The organism is Streptomyces sp. NPDC058157, assembly GCF_042884105.1.
Classification (GTDB): Bacteria; Actinomycetota; Actinomycetes; order Streptomycetales; family Streptomycetaceae; genus Streptomyces.
Genome location: NZ_JBHVUQ010000008.1, coordinates 44586 through 61785, shown reverse-complemented (window position 1 = coordinate 61785; position 17200 = coordinate 44586). Strand labels below are relative to the sequence as shown.

General features: G+C 67.8%; 13 protein-coding genes. 4 read left to right on the top strand and 9 right to left on the bottom strand.

The annotated features are described in order from the left end of the window. Positions 1-31 precede the first annotated feature (31 nt). Positions 32-772: a PP2C family protein-serine/threonine phosphatase gene (locus ACFVXK_RS03890; protein WP_389609958.1), complete on the top strand. Its 741-nt coding sequence runs from the start codon at positions 32-34 to the stop codon at positions 770-772. 4 nt (positions 773-776) lie between these two features. On the opposite strand, the gene ACFVXK_RS03885 is transcribed toward ACFVXK_RS03890, so the two are convergent. From ACFVXK_RS03885 to ACFVXK_RS03875, 3 genes are all read right to left on the bottom strand, one after another. Further along, positions 777-1421, bottom strand: coding sequence for a response regulator (locus ACFVXK_RS03885; protein WP_389609957.1), 645 nt, complete (start codon positions 1419-1421; stop codon positions 777-779). Then, positions 1412-2599 carry a histidine kinase gene (locus ACFVXK_RS03880; protein ID WP_389609956.1) on the bottom strand — a complete coding sequence of 396 codons (1188 nt, stop codon included), beginning with the start codon at positions 2597-2599 and terminating at the stop codon, positions 1412-1414. The genes ACFVXK_RS03885 and ACFVXK_RS03880 overlap by 10 nt, the downstream gene beginning before the upstream one ends. 74 nt (positions 2600-2673) lie before the next feature. Then, entirely contained in the window at positions 2674-3339 is a 666-nt protein-coding gene (locus ACFVXK_RS03875) for a DedA family protein (protein WP_389609955.1), read from the bottom strand. 236 nt (positions 3340-3575) lie between these two features. Between ACFVXK_RS03875 and ACFVXK_RS03870 the strand changes: the two genes are divergently transcribed. Then, a complete protein-coding gene (locus ACFVXK_RS03870) occupies positions 3576-4268 on the top strand; it encodes an RraA family protein (RefSeq protein ID WP_389609954.1) in 693 nt (230 codons plus the stop codon). 12 nt (positions 4269-4280) lie between these two features. On the opposite strand, the gene ACFVXK_RS03865 is transcribed toward ACFVXK_RS03870, so the two are convergent. Further along, entirely contained in the window at positions 4281-5219 is a 939-nt protein-coding gene (locus ACFVXK_RS03865; protein ID WP_389609953.1) for a D-alanyl-D-alanine carboxypeptidase family protein, read from the bottom strand. Between the two features lie 323 nt (positions 5220-5542). Between ACFVXK_RS03865 and ACFVXK_RS03860 the strand changes: the two genes are divergently transcribed. Then, positions 5543-6517, top strand: a complete 975-nt coding sequence (locus ACFVXK_RS03860) for a tyrosine-type recombinase/integrase (protein ID WP_389609952.1) — start codon at positions 5543-5545, stop codon at positions 6515-6517. An 885-nt stretch (positions 6518-7402) separates the two neighbouring features. Here ACFVXK_RS03860 and ACFVXK_RS03855 read toward each other — a convergent pair. The 3 genes from ACFVXK_RS03855 to ACFVXK_RS03845 all read right to left on the bottom strand — a co-directional run bounded on the left by ACFVXK_RS03855 (position 7403) and on the right by ACFVXK_RS03845 (position 14607). Next, positions 7403-10156 carry an RNaseH domain-containing protein gene (locus ACFVXK_RS03855; RefSeq protein WP_389609951.1) on the bottom strand — a complete coding sequence of 918 codons (2754 nt, stop codon included), beginning with the start codon at positions 10154-10156 and terminating at the stop codon, positions 7403-7405. Continuing rightward, a complete protein-coding gene (locus tag ACFVXK_RS03850; RefSeq protein ID WP_389609950.1) occupies positions 10098-13388 on the bottom strand; it encodes a hypothetical protein in 3291 nt (1096 codons plus the stop codon). Before ACFVXK_RS03850 ends, ACFVXK_RS03855 begins: the two co-directional genes overlap by 59 nt. A gap of 61 nt (positions 13389-13449) precedes the next feature. Next, positions 13450-14607, bottom strand: a complete 1158-nt coding sequence (locus ACFVXK_RS03845; RefSeq protein WP_389609982.1) for a hypothetical protein — start codon at positions 14605-14607, stop codon at positions 13450-13452. 308 nt (positions 14608-14915) lie between these two features. Here ACFVXK_RS03845 and ACFVXK_RS03840 point away from each other — a divergent pair, with 308 nt between their 5' ends. After that, positions 14916-15803 carry a DUF5655 domain-containing protein gene (locus tag ACFVXK_RS03840; protein ID WP_389609949.1) on the top strand — a complete coding sequence of 296 codons (888 nt, stop codon included), beginning with the start codon at positions 14916-14918 and terminating at the stop codon, positions 15801-15803. Between the two features lie 197 nt (positions 15804-16000). Here the strand turns inward: ACFVXK_RS03840 and ACFVXK_RS03835 are convergent, their stop codons facing one another. Together ACFVXK_RS03835 and ACFVXK_RS03830 are read right to left on the bottom strand one after the other, a co-directional pair. Continuing rightward, positions 16001-16543 (bottom strand): NUDIX domain-containing protein, encoded by a 543-nt coding sequence (locus ACFVXK_RS03835; protein ID WP_389609948.1) that lies wholly within the window; start codon positions 16541-16543, stop codon positions 16001-16003. A 76-nt stretch (positions 16544-16619) separates the two neighbouring features. Next, positions 16620-17144: a GNAT family N-acetyltransferase gene (locus tag ACFVXK_RS03830; RefSeq protein WP_389609947.1), complete on the bottom strand. Its 525-nt coding sequence runs from the start codon at positions 17142-17144 to the stop codon at positions 16620-16622. Positions 17145-17200: the final 56 nt, after the last annotated feature.

Sequence of the window (17200 nt, the reverse complement as noted above, 5' to 3'; positions counted from 1 at the left end):
GCCGCGCCGCGCGCCGCGCGACAATGGGGGGATGCCGTACGTAGCGGTGACCGCACTGAGCCACGCCGGTCTGGTCCGCGAGCACAACGAGGACAGCCTCGTCGCCGGGCCGTGGACCCTGTGCGCCACCGTGACCGACAGCCCCCAGACCCTCGTCTTCCCGCTCGGCCGCCCCCTGGTCGTCGCCGTCGCGGACGGACTCGGCGGACACCCGGCCGGTGAGGTGGCCAGCGCCCTCGTCGCCCGCCGGCTCTCCGCCCTCGGCCCCACCCTGGACGGCCCGGACGCCCTCCGTCACGCCCTGGAGGTGTGCGACCGGGAAGTGGACGCGACCGCCGAGGGCCACCCGGAGATGTACACCATGGCCACCACCGTCGCGGGCGTCCTCGTACTCGAACGGTCACTGCTCGTGTTCAACGTGGGCGACAGCCGGGTCTACTCCGCCGGCCCCGACGGCCTGCGCCGGGTCAGCGTCGACGACAGCCCGCCCCCGCCGCCCGGGCACCGCACCACCTCCGCCGTCACCCAGACCCTCGGCGGCAGCCGCGCCTCCGGCACCCCGGTCCCCCACGTGACGGCCCTCCCGCTGTCCCCGGGCGACCGCTACCTGGTGTGCAGCGACGGACTCACCGACCCGCTGCCCGACGAGGCCGTCGACGCCGTCCTGCGGGTCCACGACGACGGCCGCGCCGCCTTCGAACTGTGGAAGGCCGCCATCGAGGCCGGCGGCCCCGACAACATCACCCTCGCCCTGGTCCGCGTGGGGGCCTGAGGGCCTAGGACTCCAGGTAGCGCAGCACCGCCAGGACCCGCCGGTTGTAGTCCGTGGTGTGCGAGAGCTCCAGCTTGTCGAAGACCGTGTTGAGGTTCTTCTCCACCGAACTCACCGAGATGTGCAGCTTGTTCGCGATGGCCGTGTTCGTCAGCCCCTCCGCCAGGGCCTCCAGCACCGTCCGCTCGCGCGGGGTCAGCCGGGCCAGGGGATCCCCGTGCGTACTGCGGATCACCAGCTGCCGCACCACCTCCGGGTCGATCGCCGCCCCGCCCGCGTGGATCCGCTCCAGGGCGTCGAGGAACTCCTCCACCTGCGCCACCCGGTCCTTGAGCAGGTACCCCACCCGCTTTGCGCTCGCCGCCAGCAGCCGGGCCGCGTAGTGGCGCTCGATGTGCTGCGACAGCACCAGCACCCCCACCTCCGGCCACCGCTCCCGGATCTCCACCGCCGCCCGCAGCCCCTCGTCGGTGTGGGTCGGAGGCATCCGGACGTCCACCACGACCACGTCCGGCCGCCGCGCCCCCGTCTCCGCCGCGAGCGACACGGCGTCGGGCAGCGCGGCGAGCACCTCGTGGCCCTCCTCGACGAGCAGCCGTACGAGCCCCTCCCGCAGCAGGGTCGAGTCCTCGGCCAGGATCAGGCGCACGGCAGCTCCGCGGTCACGGTGGTGGGTCCCCCGAGGGGGCTGTCGACGCGCAGCAGTCCGTCGAGGGCCGCCACCCGGCTGCGCAGGCCGGACAGCCCGCTGCCCGCCGGATCCGCCCCGCCCGCGCCGTCGTCCTCGATCCGCACCGTCAGCGCCGGCCCGCGCCGCACCACCCGTACGGCGATGGCGCCGGCGCCGGAGTGCTTGGCGGCGTTCGTCACGGCCTCGCACACCACGAAGTAGGCGGCGGTCCGCACCGGCCCGGGCAGCGGCCCGGCCACGTCGAACTCGGTGCGCAACGGGATCGCGCACCGCTCGGCCACCCCGCCCAGCGCCTCCTCCAGACCCAGGCTGTCCAGCGCCGACGGGTACACCCGCCAGGCCACCTCGCGCAGTTCGGTCAGCACGTCCTGGGACTCCCGGTGCGCCTGCAGCAGCAGGGCCTCCGCCCGCTCCGGGTCCCGCTCGCGGCTGCGGCGGGCCCGGCCCAGCAGCATCGCCAGCGCCACCAGCCGCTGCTGGACCCCGTCGTGCAGATCGCGCTCGATCCGCCGCCGCTCGGCGTCCACCGCCCCCACCACCGCGGCCCGGCTGACCGCCAGCTCCTCGATCCGGGCCCGCAGCAGTTCCCGCTCGGAGGGGCCGAAGCACTCGCGGGCGATCCGCGCGTCCAGGGAGACCAGCGAGAGCAGCCCCTGCACGCCGAGGAACAGCAGCACCCCGCCCAGCAGGACCTCCGTCGACAGCTCCGACCAGCCCAGGGAGCCCCGTACCGCCCCGGCGGCCAGCAGCACGGCCAGCACCGCGCCGAAGCCCAGCAGCCCGAGGACCACCGCGCACAGCAGACCGGTGTAGCAGCGGACCGCCAGGAAGCGCAGGATCTTCGGGCCGGAGGCCTTGTAGTGCTCGGGGAAGCGGTCCCCGAAGAAGACGGAACGGCGGCTGCGCTCCAGCGCCGCCAGCCGGCGGGCACCGCCCAGCAGGAACCCGAGGGCGTCCGGGCGGGTGCGGGGCCACAGCAGGAACGGGCCGAGGGCGCCGCCCGCGGCGAGGAAGTACGCCAGCACCGGCAGGGCCGTGGCGCAGCCGATCAGCACCCCGCACGCGTGGCGCGGCCACGAGGGGCGCGGCGCCGCCGTCTGGTGCACCGTCTCCCCGGTTGCCGCGTCCCCCCGCACGAGGGCCGAGCCTAGACCGGCCGCGGGGGCCGGGCAAGATCGTCCGGACCCGGCCCGGTCCGCCCCGGCCGGGCTCACGACGTGCGGCGGTGCCGGGCCTCCCGGCCGCGGCCGCGCAGCCGTACGGCCAGGTACGCCGCCAGCGCGACCACGACCAGCACCAGCACGGCCTTGGACAGCACGCCCACGTAGCCCTCCACCACGTCCCACCGGTCGCCGAGCCAGTAACCGGCCAGCACCAGGACGCCGTTCCAGATCAGGCTGCCCAGCGAGGTCAGGATCAGGAACACCGGCAGCGGCATCCGCTCCACCCCCGCCGGCACCGAGACGAGACTGCGGAAGATCGGCACCATGCGCCCCAGGAACACCGCCTTGGTGCCGTGCCGGGCGAACCAGCGCTCGGTCCGCTCCAGATCGGAGGCCTTCACCAGCGGCAGCCTCGCCCAGATCGCGTGCATCCGCTCCCGGCCGAACAGGGCGCCGATCCAGTACAGGGCCAGCGCGCCCGCCACCGAGCCGGAGGTGGTCCAGAACAGGGCCGAGACCAGGCTGAGCACGCCCTGCCCGGCGGCGAACCCGGTGAGCGGCAGGATCACCTCGCTGGGCAGCGGCGGGAAGAGGTTCTCCAGGGCGATGGCCAGCCCGGCCCCCGGTCCGCCGAGGGTGTCGACGAGCCCCGCGGCCCAGCCCGCGAAGCCGTCGGCCGGTTGCTGGGGCGGTGCCAGGGTGAACGGGTCCATGCGGTGGCCTCCGGGAAGGACGGGTATCCGAACCCCGGGGCGCTCCGCCCCGGTTCCCTCCCATCATGGAAACCGCAGATCGGCGCAGGTATGAGGGCGACCGCCCGGTCCGCTGCGGCCCTCCGCACGGTCCACCCTGCGGAAAACCGCAGGGTGGGAGCCCCCGTCACCGAACGCCTAGGATCGCCTCAGCCGCACGCTGTGGGGCGGGTCCGACCCGGGGTCAGGAGAGCGCCGTGCTGGAGGAATTCGCCGAACTGTCCACACCGCTGATCGCCGACGCCTGCGTGCGCGCCGGGGTACCGCTGCGCGTCGCACCTCCGGGCATCGCCGCCGTCCCGGCCGCCGGACGCCTCGCCGGCCGGGCCCTGCCGGTGCGGCACTACGGCAGCGTGGACGTCTTCCTCGAGGCCTTCGCCGCGGCCGCGCCGGGCGACGTGCTCGTCATCGACAACGGCGGCCGCACCGACGAGGCCTGCGTCGGCGACCTGGCCGTCCTGGAGGCACGGGCCGCGGGCGTCGCGGGGCTCGTCGTGTGGGGCCTGCACCGCGACACCCCGGAGCTGGCCGGGATCGGTCTGCCGGTCTTCAGCTACGGCAGCTGCCCGGCCGGCCCCGTCCGGCTGGACGCGCGCGGGCCCGAAGCCCTGACCAGCGCCCGTTGCGGGGAACACCTGGTGCGGGGCGGGGACCTGGTCTTCGGCGACGAGGACGGCGTCCTCTTCGTCCCCTCCGCGCGCGCCGAGGAGGTCCTGGCGACGGCCCACCGCATCCACGCCACGGAACGCGAGCAGGCCCGCTTGATCCGCGCCGGGCGAACCCTGCGCGAACAGACCGCCTTCGCCGACTACCTCACCCGCCGCGCCGCCGACCCCTCGTACACCTTCCGCGCGCACCTGCGCCGCGTCGGCGGGGCGATCGAGGAATGACCCGGCCCGCGGTCAGTCCAGCACGTCGGGCACCGGCTCGGCGCTGCTGCGCCGCAGCGCAGCCCCCGACCCGGTGGCCGGGCCGAGGGCCCAGTCCGAGAGGGCCATGGAGTCCGTGTAGCGCTCCTCGTCGTTCAGCAGCACGCCGATGACCGTCCTGCCGTTGCGGGTGACCGAGAAGACCAGGCACTTGCCCGCGGCCGTGGTGGTGCCGGTCTTGACGCCGAGGGCGCCGGGGTAGCCGTACCCGGCGGGCCGCGGCCGGACCAGCAGGTTGGTGTTGGACCAGGTGGCGAGGGACGAGGTGCCGCCCGTGCCGTACGCGGTGGTCTTCACCACGGTCTGCAGCAGCGGGACGGCCATCGCCCGCCGGGTGAGCCGGGCGAGGTCGCGCGGGGTGGTGAGGTTGTTGCCGGTCGGGGAGATCCCGTCGAAGCTGTCGTAGACGGTCCCGGTCATCCCCAGGGCCTTCGCCTCGGCGTTCATCCTCGCGATGAAGTCCGCGGTGCGCCCGGCGGTGGTCGAGCCGGTCCCGAAGGTGTCGGCGAGGGCGTACGCGGCGTCGCAGCCCGAGGGCAGCAGCATGGCGTAGAGCAGCTGACGGACCGTCGGCGCGGCCCCGGCCTTCAGCTGGGCGGAGCTCGCCCCCTTGCGGTAGACGTAGTCGAGGTACTCCTGCTTGACCGTGACCTTCCGGTCGAGGTCCAGCCCGGGCTGCGAGGTGACCACCACCGCCGTCATGATCTTGGTGGTGCTCGCCATCTGGCGTTTGGTGTCGGGGGCCTTGGAGGTCAGGACGGCGCCCGTGCCCGCGTCGACGAGCATCGCGCCGGCCGCGGTCAGGGCGGGCGGGGCGGCGGCGTGGGCGGGGACGGCGGCCGTGAACAGGGCGCCGGTGGCGAGGGCGACGGCGAGCGCGCCCCGGGCGCGCCGCATCAGACTGGCAATCATTCGATCCTCACAGCAGCGGGAGAAGAAAGCCCGGAGGGGAGACACGTCTCGGTCTCCCCATCCTCCCGCCCACCGACACCGCCCTTGGCCTGTGGACGCAGGCAGGGAGCAGATATTCCGGGAGATTCCGCATGCTTCGCGCCATGTTCAAGTCCAACATCTGACATTTGGTCATCTGTGCAGGTCAGGGCCATGATGACCGGGCCCAGATCAGCAAACACTCAGCATGAGACCGGACCCCGTTCCGGCGATGCTGACCTCCGGGCGAGACAGCGGGGGGCCGGGCCAGCGGTCGCCCGCACGGCTCCGGAAGGCTCCCACTCATGGCTCGACAGCTCGCCCGCGGCATGGGCACGTTCTTCAAGCCCTGTGACTGCGCCAGGCAAACGCGCTGCTCTCACACATACGCGATTCGCTTCCGGGACGCGCTGGGGAAGCAGCGCGAGGAGACTGGTTTCAGCACGCAGGACGATGCGATAGATCGCCTCACGGCGCTCTATAAGACCAAGAAGCAGACGGCCCCGACCGTGGCCGAAGCACGTCGTGAATTGGGGCAAAAGACGGTCAAGGAGTTTGCGGAGACGTGGTTGCCTCGGCAGCGCAAGATGACCGATTACTCAACCACGCAGCATGTCGGCAGTTATATCAAGGTCCACATCAATCCTGCCATCGGCTCCCGAAAGCTGAACTCGGTCACCCCGAGCGTCGTTGAGCAGTTCCTCGATGACCTTGAGGCCAATGGTGTCGGGCGCGGCAATCAGATGAATATATTTCGCACCCTGAAGTCGATCCTGAGAGACGCCTACGACAAGGGTGCGATGGCTGAGGATCCGGTGAAGGGCGTGCAGGATCCCGAATACGTCCGTAGCAAGGTGATCATTCCCAAGCTGGACTACATCACCAAGGCCCTTGGGGTGGCAGACAAAGACCTCGCACTGGAGATCACGATGATGGTCGGGTGTGGTCTCCGCAATGGTGAAGCGCGGGCGGTGAACATCAACAACGTGGTTGCAGACGATGTCTACCGAGTCCACGAGCAGATCCATTCGAACCTGCAGAAGCCGGCGAAGCTCAAGCATCGAAAGGTCGGTGAATTCAGAGAGGTGCCGATGCCGCGTACCGTGCGAGAAGCGATGGAGCGTTTCGAGGAGAAGTATGGAACGACGGGGGAAGGCTATCTCCTCAGAGGGCCGAGCGGCTATTACACCGAAGGTATGGAGCGCCGTCGTGTGCAGAAGCTGTTCAAAGACCTTCCCCCGGTGCACGGCATGGGCATGTATGGTTTCCGTCACTACTGAGCACACCCACGCCTCGTACCCCATCGGGCACCTTCGCGTCAAATGCGCTGGGTAAAGGCATACCGATCACCGATGTAGCCGGATGGATGGGGCACAAGTCCATCGAGGAAACCTATCGAACCTATCGGCACCTCATGCCCGGCAGTATCACGAAGGCGGCCCGGGTGCTCGACGCTGGTCTCTGGGAAGCTGCCTGATCGGGTGGCGGGCGATGGGTAGCCAGTGGATGTTCACGATCGGGGGCTATTCTCCATGACGCCCTGCATTGCGCTCGAGCACCTCACGCCCGTGAGGCGTGAGGCGGTAGGACCATGCCTCGGCGTCCGCGATGTAGCCGAGGCCGCGCGCATCCAACCTGCGTGCGAGTCTGCGTCCTAGCTGAAACTTGGGAAGGCCGCCCTGTCCGGCTTCATGCACTTTGATCAGGGCTTCCAGCAGCCAAGGCGGTGGGCTTGCTGGCCCGGCTTGCTCGCTGATGGTGGAGCGGGCGGCAGCTCGCCCAATGGGCGTGAGCTGAATGTGGATTTGCAGTGGCTTGCCCGGCTCCCCGTCGACTCTCGATTCCCGGATCTGTAGCAGTCCGCGGCGAGCCAGAGCAGCGAGCGTCGCACCCGCACCGGGGCCCCGGATCCCCTCCGCGTCGAGGCGATGCTGGCAGGGAGTAGGTGCAGCTCCAGGCTGCCGTGTTGAATATGGGATCCACCGCCAGATCTCGGCCGGCTCCCTGGAGAGGTGTCGGTGCCATCGACGCTGTTGCTCGGCTTCTGCTTCCTGATCGAGTTGCAGGACGACAGATAGGTATCGCTGTTGTCGTTCGTTGAGTGCGGCCCACCTCTGGGCCGCACTGCAACTGCTGACGCCTGAAGCTGCCCGCCGCGACATGGGCTATGCGTCGGACTCGGTGATGGGTTCCAGCAGGTAGTCGGGCAGGAGGTGCTTGCCGACGGTGTAGGCGAGATGGAGGACGGCCGGCAGGGCGAGCGGGTCGGAGAAATGACCGGCTTCGTAGCGCTGTTGGTGGACGAGGGCAGCCCAGGCCTTAGGGCTGTCGGTGGGCGCATGGCATGCGACAAGGAGCTCTAGCAGCTGCGGATTCCAAACGTCTTGGAGCGTGTCGTGCCTCATGCCATAGGTCTTATTCCCCTCCTTGTCCTTTCCTGTGCATGCCCAGTGGGCTTCGATCCGGGAGCCTCCAGGGGAACCGCTGGCGGCGGTGGCTGGCTTCTTGGCGGTACTGAAGAAATGCCTTGGTCGGCGTGGGTCGACCCAGAAGTGAGACCCGACCCCGACCTCACCATCGAGGGCCCCATCGGTGAAGCTGTAGTGCTGGCTCGTCTCATCGCGCACATTTGTCCGTAGCCGGATATGGCGAAGTCCCTTTCGGCGGGCCGGCGGGATTGGCTGCTTCGGGTTGAAGGCGAGGACATCGGGTCGTAGAGGACCGTTGGCGATCCCAGGGCACGTGCTACGGAGGTTCTGCGCGAGGGTCAGGAGGGCGATGTCCGAGCCGTCACTGAGTTCGTCAACGACCTGTCCGAAGAAGTCTTGGACCTGTTCGTGCTCGAGGCGACGTTCGATGTCGAAGTCGCCGAGGGACAGCAGACCTTGACGAAAAGGCAGCCAGGCGTCTGTGTGAGGCATCCGGATGCGGGCGAATGGCTCGTCAGGGGCGTGTGACACGGCGACCGGCAGCAGTGCACGGTGTTCCTTGTTCCGGCGGACGACCCAGAGCCCGACGGCTGTGACGTCGATGAGCGGAGTGTCGGCGATGGCCGGCTGCTGCGGACGTCGGAGCAAGCCCGTCTGCCGTACAAGGAGGTCCATGACCGCCTTGCCCGCGCGCTGCGCTCGCGTCGCTGCACTCTCGCAGCCTGGTGCCGTCCCAGTGGGCTTGGGCGGGGTGATGTTCTGCGTCAGCACGCCGAGTGCCGTCGCCGCAGCCTTTACCGCTTCCTTTGGGTCGTGCTCGGAGCTGGGATAGGCGTTGACGTTGCCCATTTCGACTAGCGCAAATCGCGGCATGCCCTCAAGGCAGCCCCTGCTCAGGCGCTCGGTTGCGAGAGCACGTCGCGGAGCTGTGGCCTTGCGTACTCGGTCCCTGCGATTCTTGATGGAACTATCGACCGTCAGGGCTGATGCTAGTTCGCCAATGGGCTGTGTACGGAGCAGCACCTCGATGTCGCCGCAGGACAGGACCTGTTCCACCAGATCGGATCCGGTGTGTAGGGGGTTGGGAGAGGGCGAAGGTAGCCCCAGAGCGGCGTGCAGCGTCTTGACCACCAGGTCACGCATCACCGTGGTATCGCAGAGCACATCAATCACGATCTTGGAGGAGGTCGCCTGAGTCAGCGCGCCAAGGTCGATCCGCAACATTTCGTCCGCGGAGGTGCGACTCCTCACGGGGACGGGCAGCCGGTGTAGGGCGGGTTCCGGTTCAGCGACGTCAGTAAGGGCTGAGCACAGGTGCCGGAAAATCTGCCATCGGTCGCGGGCTGACGCACCAGTGCCGATTGAGTGGTTGGAGTACTCACCGAGGCCGTCGCGGAAGACGATGCCGGCCACAGGGTTCTCCCCACCGCCAGGGTGGAGGAAGCTGTCTGGGGCAGATGCAAGATCTGCTGCCGAGGGTAGGTAGCGCTGGGACGACATGCGAGCAAGAGTGGGGGCGAGGACATCGTCCCACACCATCTTGCCCTCCTTCTTTCCTTTGGGGCCGGGCCGCCACCGCAGGCCTGCCCGGCCGAACGGGCTGGTTTCGTCAGCCCATGGGGAAGGTGTGAACAGAAAGGCGGTGATGGAGCGCTGTCCGTCCCAGACGTTGTTGCGTGCCCACCTCCGGACACCGATCCGTGCGTGGACCAGCGCGTCGCCGGACGGGTCGAGAGCGTGGTTCTGGAGGCTTAGGCGGAGAGTGTAGGACCAGAGATACCTGGTCCCGTTCGAGCTCGTGTAGCAATGCGGCGGCCAGGAGATCATCTCGGCACCTTCAGGGCTGGATACCCGCCTCCAACGGGAGATGCCGTACGGCTCGGGGGTCTGCGGGCCCTCAGCGGTCTCCTTCTTCCATCCCTGGTGGTGAACTTCCCAGTGCGCAGCGACGAGACGACTAGCAAGGAGATTGGGGATGACGCTGTAGTCCTCCCTGCGCGGCGGTAGATCCTTGCGGATGGTGGCTTGCCGTGCCTCGCAGCGCAGATCAGTCGGCTTGAATCCTCTCAGTACTGCAGCCAGATCCGCCATCTCGACCGGTTGCCGGCGACCACGCAGGCGGGCCTTCTCGTTCATGGCGTCTGCGGCCACCACCAGTCCGCTGCGGACAAGTTCGACGAGCAGTTCGGTATCGGGCGCGGGACTGCCATCCTGGTGGTTCCAGGCAAGCCACGTCCTGCCTTGGTGCCCGGAGGCATCGGTGACAAGGACTTGTGGGAGCAGCGCAGCGATTCCATTGTTGAGGGCCCACAGCGGCAATCCGGACCATTCGTCGTCTTCGCCGTTGCTCTGAGAGCGACGAAAGACATTCTGGCGGAGTTGCTGAGCCCAGGGCTGCGGAAATCCGAATGCTTTGTACGTGCCAAGCGGTTCAGTTGTATCGGTGCGCAAGATCAGCGAGAGGCGCTGGAGGCGGTTGTAGATCGCCACGGTAGTTCTCCAGGAGGTTGTGCAATCCGTGCATCAGCGGGAGGTAGAGCGGTTGGGCGATGAGGGCATCGCGGCCCTCCAAAGCCTCGTGCATTGCCCGGTACATGCCGAGCAGGATGCTGTCGTCACTGCGGGGGTCGAATGCGCCATCGCAGAAGTAGATGCGTGCGCGGGCAGCGCCCCGGAGCATGCGGCCGGCGATCTGGTTGAGCGGTGGGATGTTCGTCCAGTCCATGGCGCGACGCTGCAGGGAGTCTTCGCCGGTCAGGGCGTATTGCAGCGACTCTTCCAATCGGTCCATCCACCGGCGGTGCGCAATCCGCTGGAACATCGCCGCCCGCGAACCGAGTGGTGCGCCTGGGGGCCCGGCGGAGGGAAGCCCACTCCGGATCTCTTCAATGCCCCACCGGTTCATCTCTTCGATGTGGTAATTGAGGTCCTCGGGGTGGAGATGGGGCCTCACCAAGTACAGGGCTGCGCCGAGTGCGGCCACGTGGTCGTCATTGAGGATGTTGTGGCCGCGCTCGATGGCAAGCATCGGGGTGATGAGGATCCACACACCCTGGTGACGGGCGAAGGTGGAGACTCGGCTACGGGCGAGTTCACCTACATCCCAGTGGTGTGTGCCGCGATTGTCATCGGGCACCATGTGCATGATTTGGTCGGCCCATTCCGGCCGGAGTTCTAGGAGTCTGCGATGCGCTTCTCTCGCTTCCTGGTAACTTCCCACCAGCAACATCAGGCGCTGCCGTCCTGGCTCCAGCTCGTCACGGATAGCCTCGAGGGGGCTCGGCCTCGCACCGCGAGGGCCCAGCCGCGCAGAACAGAGGTCCGCTAGCAAGTCGGCGAGTGCCGCGGCTCGTTCGTCGCCTTGCTTGCCGGACACCCGACGCTCGATGATGCGGCCGGTGGGGTCTTTAACCCGAGAGGGCAGATAGAAGCAGGAGATCCGCTCCTGGATCGGTACGGCGTCTGCGGCGACGGAGCTGAGGATGCCTGCTACGGGTACCTGCACGTCGTAGCGCGGCGAGTTCCCCGCCCAGCTTGTTGCGGAAAGCAGCAGAACACCGGGGCCCGGCGGTCCGTTGCCAGAACTGCTGCCATTGAACAGGTGCGGAAGATTGAGAAGCAGAGAGCGCCCGATGCCGGCGCAGCGGAAGAAGCTGAGCGAGCCCAGCCGGTCTACTGCCCCGTGGTCGTCTTCGCGGTACTGGAAGCCGAGAAGATTGCCCATGGGGCTCTCTGGCACCAAGGCGGAATACTCGGCGGGGGGACGGTGGACGAGACTGGACGACATGCCCTCCGCGCCGGTCTCGCTCTCAACTTCCCAGCAGTAGCGCGTCAGATGTTCTAGATGCTTGGCCAGCAAGGCCACGGTCATGGCGACCTGAAACCGGATGGCCAGCCGGCGGCAGGCTTCTTGACCCGAGATGACGAGGTCATTCGCGTTCTGGATCCACGTGATGAAGCGCTCGGTCACCCGGTTGGTGTCGTCGTAGCCGCGGGCGGAGATGCCCCGCAGTGCCGCTACGTTCCCGTTACTGCCGTGGTAGTCGCCGCCAGGGTCGTCAAGCCAGTCTCGCAGTGAGTCCCACCACCGCTCGTACCGTTCCTTGTCGATCGCCCATGCCTGGCTGTCGTCGTCAACCTGCCGAGGCCGGCGCGAGAGTTCGGCCGCTAGCTTGACGCCCAGCCGCCACTCGTTGAAGTAACCCTCGAGCAACCACTCACGCACGTGTTGATGCTCGGCCAAGAGCGCGCGTAGACGAGCCACAAGCATGGACGCCGCGCTGATAGCCATGGACCAGTCCCGAACCGTCGAGCTTGTCGTCAGATGCCGCCCGTGCGTGGAGCGGGTGTGCTGGTCGAACAGTGGACGAACTTCATCGAGGTAGGCGTCCTTACCTGGCCCTGCAAGAGTCTGGGACGGGCTGAACACCTGGTCCAGCTGGATCTGTACCCGGTCCGCCTCGTCCACAGCGATGACGTCGCTGCGCTCCCAGGCCAGTTCGAGATAGCGCTTGGCCTCATTGGTCAGCTGTGCTGGCACCCGACAGTGAAGCAAGCTCTGAGCCGTCGCCACCCAGATCGGCGCAACTACCAGGGCCCGCGCCGCTTCATGGCGTCCGCAACCGGAGAACAGAGGGCACGCACAGCGTTCGCCCTTCGGCTTGGAGTCGGGGTCTTGTTCGCTGACGAGCGTCTCCAGCTTTCCGTAGCACGGAGCATCACCCAGTGCGAACGGCAACCCCAGTACCGGCATGTTCCCCTGCAGAGTGCAGGCTGTGGATACCCACCGCAGCCTGTCATCCTTGAGAAGTTCCAGGCCAGCTGTTCGTGGATCCGGCGGTCGGTGCAGCTGCCGGAGATGCTGCCCCCGGGTCGAAGCGCCCAGAATCGGTGCAGCTGCCCTGGGCACGTATCGATTCAGATCAGCCACCATGTTCAGGACAGCGATGACATCCCCGAGCAGCACGGTCATCGTGTACCGGTGGCGTGCTGCCCATACGGCCAGGACCGTCAGAAGGGTGGTCTTCCCTACTGCGGGCATGCCCACCAAGTGCACGATCTCCTCGACAGACAGGCGCCGCGCGGGCTTAAGGCCCCTCCCAGCACGCAGGTGGAGCTTCAGGTCGAGGATCCTGCCTTGCCAGTTACAGCTGGCCCGCCCCGCAGCGCGATCCGATTTATCCATCCGCTTTGCGGTCGCGATCAAGGACGCCCAGTTCACCCGGAATGGCCTACGGAGGCGCCCGTGGGCATGCTCTGAACACGGCGCGGGCATAAGCCAGCGTGGGAACCGTACGCGGTGTGCAGAGCCGTTCACAGTGAACCTGTAGACCGTTTCCGCATCTGCCAACTTGGCTGGTTCGCTCTTGTGTGCTGGCGGGCCGGCGAGCGCCTCCGCGTAGATGGCCAGCCGCTCCGGCGCGGTAGACAGCACACGTCGCACCGGCGGAGCGAGACCGTCCTTCACCTCGTAAAGCCGCAGTTGTTCGGGCAGTAGATCGTAGGCGTCGAGAGCCCGGAACCAGTCCTGGTCCTTCTTCAGTTCTCCAATCAGCCAGCGCACCGAGTTGTTCATAGCCGCACCTGCAGATGCGTGCGGCCGAAAATCAAACCCCTTCAGCAGTGCCCAGGCGTCCCGGGACGCTGCTCGGGGCGCCCATGTTTCAAGGGCATAGAGTCCGAACTCCACAGCCACAGCACGCTTCAGTGCAGGCTCGCTCACCCCTGCCTGCTGTGCCGGCCTACGGAGTAGCCTCAGCACTCGGTTCCGCCAATTCGTGCGGTCACGGGCCACAGACGATCGATCCTCTCACCCCGAGGTTCGGGCAGCGGCCAACTAGCTCGTCGATGGTGACCGCCTCAACGTGGCTTTGCGAGCGCAGTGTCTCGCTGTGCTTGCGGAGGATTTCCAGGTAGGAGCGCTTGCCGCGGGTTCGGTCGCGAGGTACTGCGATGAACCCCATGGTGTAGGCGTGCGGGTGGTCGTCTGCCCACGCCGGGAATTGCTTGATGCGTCGCGCCAAGAGGTAAGGGTTTCGCCAGTCCTTCACATCGACCCCGATGGAGAAGCCATTGGGCCATGTGGCCACGGCATCCAGTGCATCGAGACCCGGATAGACGACTACGCGGGCTCCCCGCCGTGCCAGGGCCTCTGCCAACTCCAACTCTGGTAGGCCCGGCAGGGCGATGAAGAGCACGAGTTCGCTGCGAAGCCGCCACGCACCAGAGGCTGGTCGCAGCTCGGGAGCCGCCTGAGTGCGGCGCTTCGCGCATCGCCAGCTCGGACATTTCCACGACCCGCTGAGGTCAGGTGTCATCCACTGCGTGCACCCGCGGCAGACGGCGACGTGACCATCAACTGTCGCTTCCTGAGGCACAGGTTCGTAGGATTCGTCCAGCCAATTGGCCCATGGGGGCACATCAAGAAACTGGTTCTTCCGCCCGACCATCTGAGCCGCCGACAGGACGGAGTTCTCGGTCACCATCATCCGCCAGACGGAGTAGAGCTCCGGCCGCCCCAATGCCTTCGCCACGTCCTTGACGTGTTGGACCAACGAGCTTTCGTGTACGTCAGCTACTACATCCTGTGTCGATCGCACCCACTCCCGGCAGAACTCGCTGGGCGCACCGTCGATGACGAGGAACTCGCCCTCGGCCTGCACGTCAGGTTCGAAGACAAGGGGCCAGTGTCCGAGGGGGCGCTCGGCGCACCAGTCCCAGACGAGGTCACCCACGCCCACTGGTCCCTTGTGCCCATCTCGAGCGCAGGCCACGGCAAGCCGGTCAAGGCCAAGCTGCAGGCGACCGTCGTATGGGCGCCGCCGATCCACGTCTCCCCGCCACGCCGGCAGGGAGACGAGACCGGAAGCGATCAAGCTGAGAATGACTTCCGAATCGCGCTGTGGGCTGCTGCGGCCGGCGAAGGGTGGAGATGACTCCATGATCCACACCCTCGCACGGTAGGTCGCCTTGCAGGTCCAGGCGAAAGCAAAAGCGATTCTTCGCCAACGCCTCCACTCGAATGGGTGAGACCTGCAAGCTGCTTCGGGGTGCGTTGTCGGAATGCCGTGATCGCGCGAAGAGTGATTCGGCTGGTCTTCAACGATCGGGCTGCTCGGTCGGCAGGCGTCCTGGTCGGCCGTTCGGCGGCTATCACGCTCTGTAGTAAGTGGCTGAATCGGATACCACTTCACCTGAGCCGGAAATAGTTTCGGTTCCTAGGTGGTTGGGTCAGGTCGGCGAAGGGGAGGTGTCGGGGCTGAAGCTGTTCAGCATGAAGGGCGGCGTGACGGAGGTCGTGCCGCGGCTGGCCGATGAAGAGGCCGAGGTGCAGGAACTCGTCGAGGCGCACATGGAGGCCATGCTCGGGGTGACGTTCCTGGCGAGCGAGTACGGCACCGGACCGGTGCATGGTGGCCGCGTCGACTCGCTGGGCATCGACGAGAACGGCTCCCCTGTCGAAGTCGAGTACAAGCGTTCGACTGACGCGGGTGTGATCAGCCAGGGCCTGTTCTACCTGGCCTGGCTGATGGATCACCGGGACGCCTTCCGGCGCCTGGTCCGCGACCGGCTCGGTGCGCAGGCTGCGGCTCGGGTGCGGTGGAGCGCGCCGAGGCTGATCTGCGTGGCCGGCGACTTCACGCGCTACGACCTCCATGCGGTCCGCGAGCACCGGCACTCCATCGACCTGGTGCGCTACCGGATCTTCGGCGACGAGCACTTCGGCCTGGAGACCGTCGCCTCGGCAGGCGGGACCCGTACGCCGGCGAGGGCGGGGCGCCGCCGGGGCCCGGCCCGGGAGAAGCACGCCGGGCGCGGGGACGGGGCGATGGGCGAGCTGGCCGCGGCGGTCGACGAGACGCTGCTCGGGCTCGGCGAGGGCGTCACCAAGGTCGAGAACCAGACCTACATCGCCTACCAGCGGCTGCAGAACTTCGCCTGCGTCTGCCCGCGGAATAGCAGGCTGCTGGTCTACCTCAAGGCCAGCCCGGCCGAGGTCGAGCTCGTTCCCGGGTTCAGCCGGGATGTGACGGGGCTCGGCCACCATGGCACGGGCAACCTGGAGGTGCGGCTGCACTCCGAGCGGGACCTGGAGCGTGCCCAGGAGCTGTTCCGGATGAGCTACGCCGCGGCGTAAACGCGCGAACGGCCAGTGCGGCACTTTGTCGTTGTGGGTTTGGGGCGTGGTGCTGGCCTTTCGGCGGTGCGGATAGTCGAGTGGCGGTGGGTATTCAATGTCGCGGCGATTCCCCGGTTTGGCTAACCGGGGATCGCCTGCTATACGTACGACCGTTTGGCGGCATCGCCGGGTCGTGGCGAACACCTGGCACTGGCCTACTCGAGTGGGGAAAGGCCGTGTGCCGCCTGGGCTCGGCTCGCCGGATGAACGGCTGGGCCCGGGGCCGCGGTATCGGGCCAGGCGTACTCGCTGTACCGGGTGCCGTCGGCGATGTGCTGGAGCGCTACAGCGAGGTAGGGCGGAAGCGGCTGGGGCAGGCTGGTGGTTTTGTGCCACTGCCAGCCTTCGCATTTGTCCGGCTCGGGGTTGCCGATGCTGCCGTGCCAGCGGTCGCTTTCGAAGAAGAACGCGATCCTTCGCGAGCCGGAGCCGGTGGAGACGTGGTGCATGAGGTGCACGAAGCGCAGGTGGCCGGGGTCGACGGAGGCGCCGGTCTCCTCGGTGAACTCGCGGGCGGCTGCTGCGCGGGCGGGTTCGTGTTGTTCCATGAGTCCGGCCGGGATCTGCCACATGCCGGGGAAGACCTGTTGCTGTCGGCGCCGGCTCATGAGGATTTCGTCGCCCTGGCGGAGCAGGAGGTGGACGTCGGCGTAGTGGGACGCGTAGCTGCGCGTCAAGGCGGCGGTTTTCTCGGGCATCGTGCTCCTTGTGGGTCCGATGGGTGGCATGTGGGTGGTGCGGCGGCATCCCCGCCCCTGGGTGCGAAGCGGTTCTCTACCTGGCGTTCGGGTTGAACTCTTCGGGGAGGAGGGATCCGGCCCAGCAGTCGCGCAGGCGGCCCTGTGAGGTGATGCGTAGGCGGAGGGTGCCCTCCATCTGGAATCCGGCCTTGAGGGCCACGGCGCGGGAGGCGTCGTTTCCGACGCGGGCCATCCACGTGATGATCGGCAGGTCGAGGTCTTCGAAGTCCCAGCGGCAGATTCGGATGACCGCCTCGGTCGCGATGCCCTGGCCGCGGGCGGACTTGCCGATCCAGTAGCCGACCGAGGGTGCGTGCTTGGGGTGCTGGTGGAGGCTGATCACTCCGGCTGGCTGGCCCGCGGTGGTGGTGATGACGAAGGTGCTGTGGCTGTCGTGGTTGCGCGCGTTGGCCACGAACTGCTCGGCGTCAGGTCTGCTGTAGGGGCTGGGGACGGTGGTGTTGCGCTGGATCTCGGGGTCCTGGACTTCGGCCGTGATCCAGTCGATGTCGTGTTCTTCGGGGGCGCGGAGGGTCAGGCGGGCGCTGGTGAGGATCACAGGCGCGGCTCCGTTCTGCAGCGGACAGGCGACGGAGCGTACTGGGGCCGAGGCGG

Excerpts from the sequence above, each read along its gene's own strand:
- ACFVXK_RS03835 (WP_389609948.1), bottom strand. The coding sequence starts at position 16,543 with ATGCCCGAGAAAACCGCCGCCTTGACGCGCAGCTACGCGTCCCACTAC.
- ACFVXK_RS03890 (WP_389609958.1), top strand. The coding sequence starts at position 32 with ATGCCGTACGTAGCGGTGACCGCACTGAGCCACGCCGGTCTGGTCCGC.
- ACFVXK_RS03860 (WP_389609952.1), top strand. The coding sequence starts at position 5,543 with ATGGCTCGACAGCTCGCCCGCGGCATGGGCACGTTCTTCAAGCCCTGT.
- ACFVXK_RS03875 (WP_389609955.1), bottom strand. The coding sequence starts at position 3,339 with ATGGACCCGTTCACCCTGGCACCGCCCCAGCAACCGGCCGACGGCTTC.
- ACFVXK_RS03845 (WP_389609982.1), bottom strand. The coding sequence starts at position 14,607 with ATGGAGTCATCTCCACCCTTCGCCGGCCGCAGCAGCCCACAGCGCGAT.
- ACFVXK_RS03865 (WP_389609953.1), bottom strand. The coding sequence starts at position 5,219 with ATGATTGCCAGTCTGATGCGGCGCGCCCGGGGCGCGCTCGCCGTCGCC.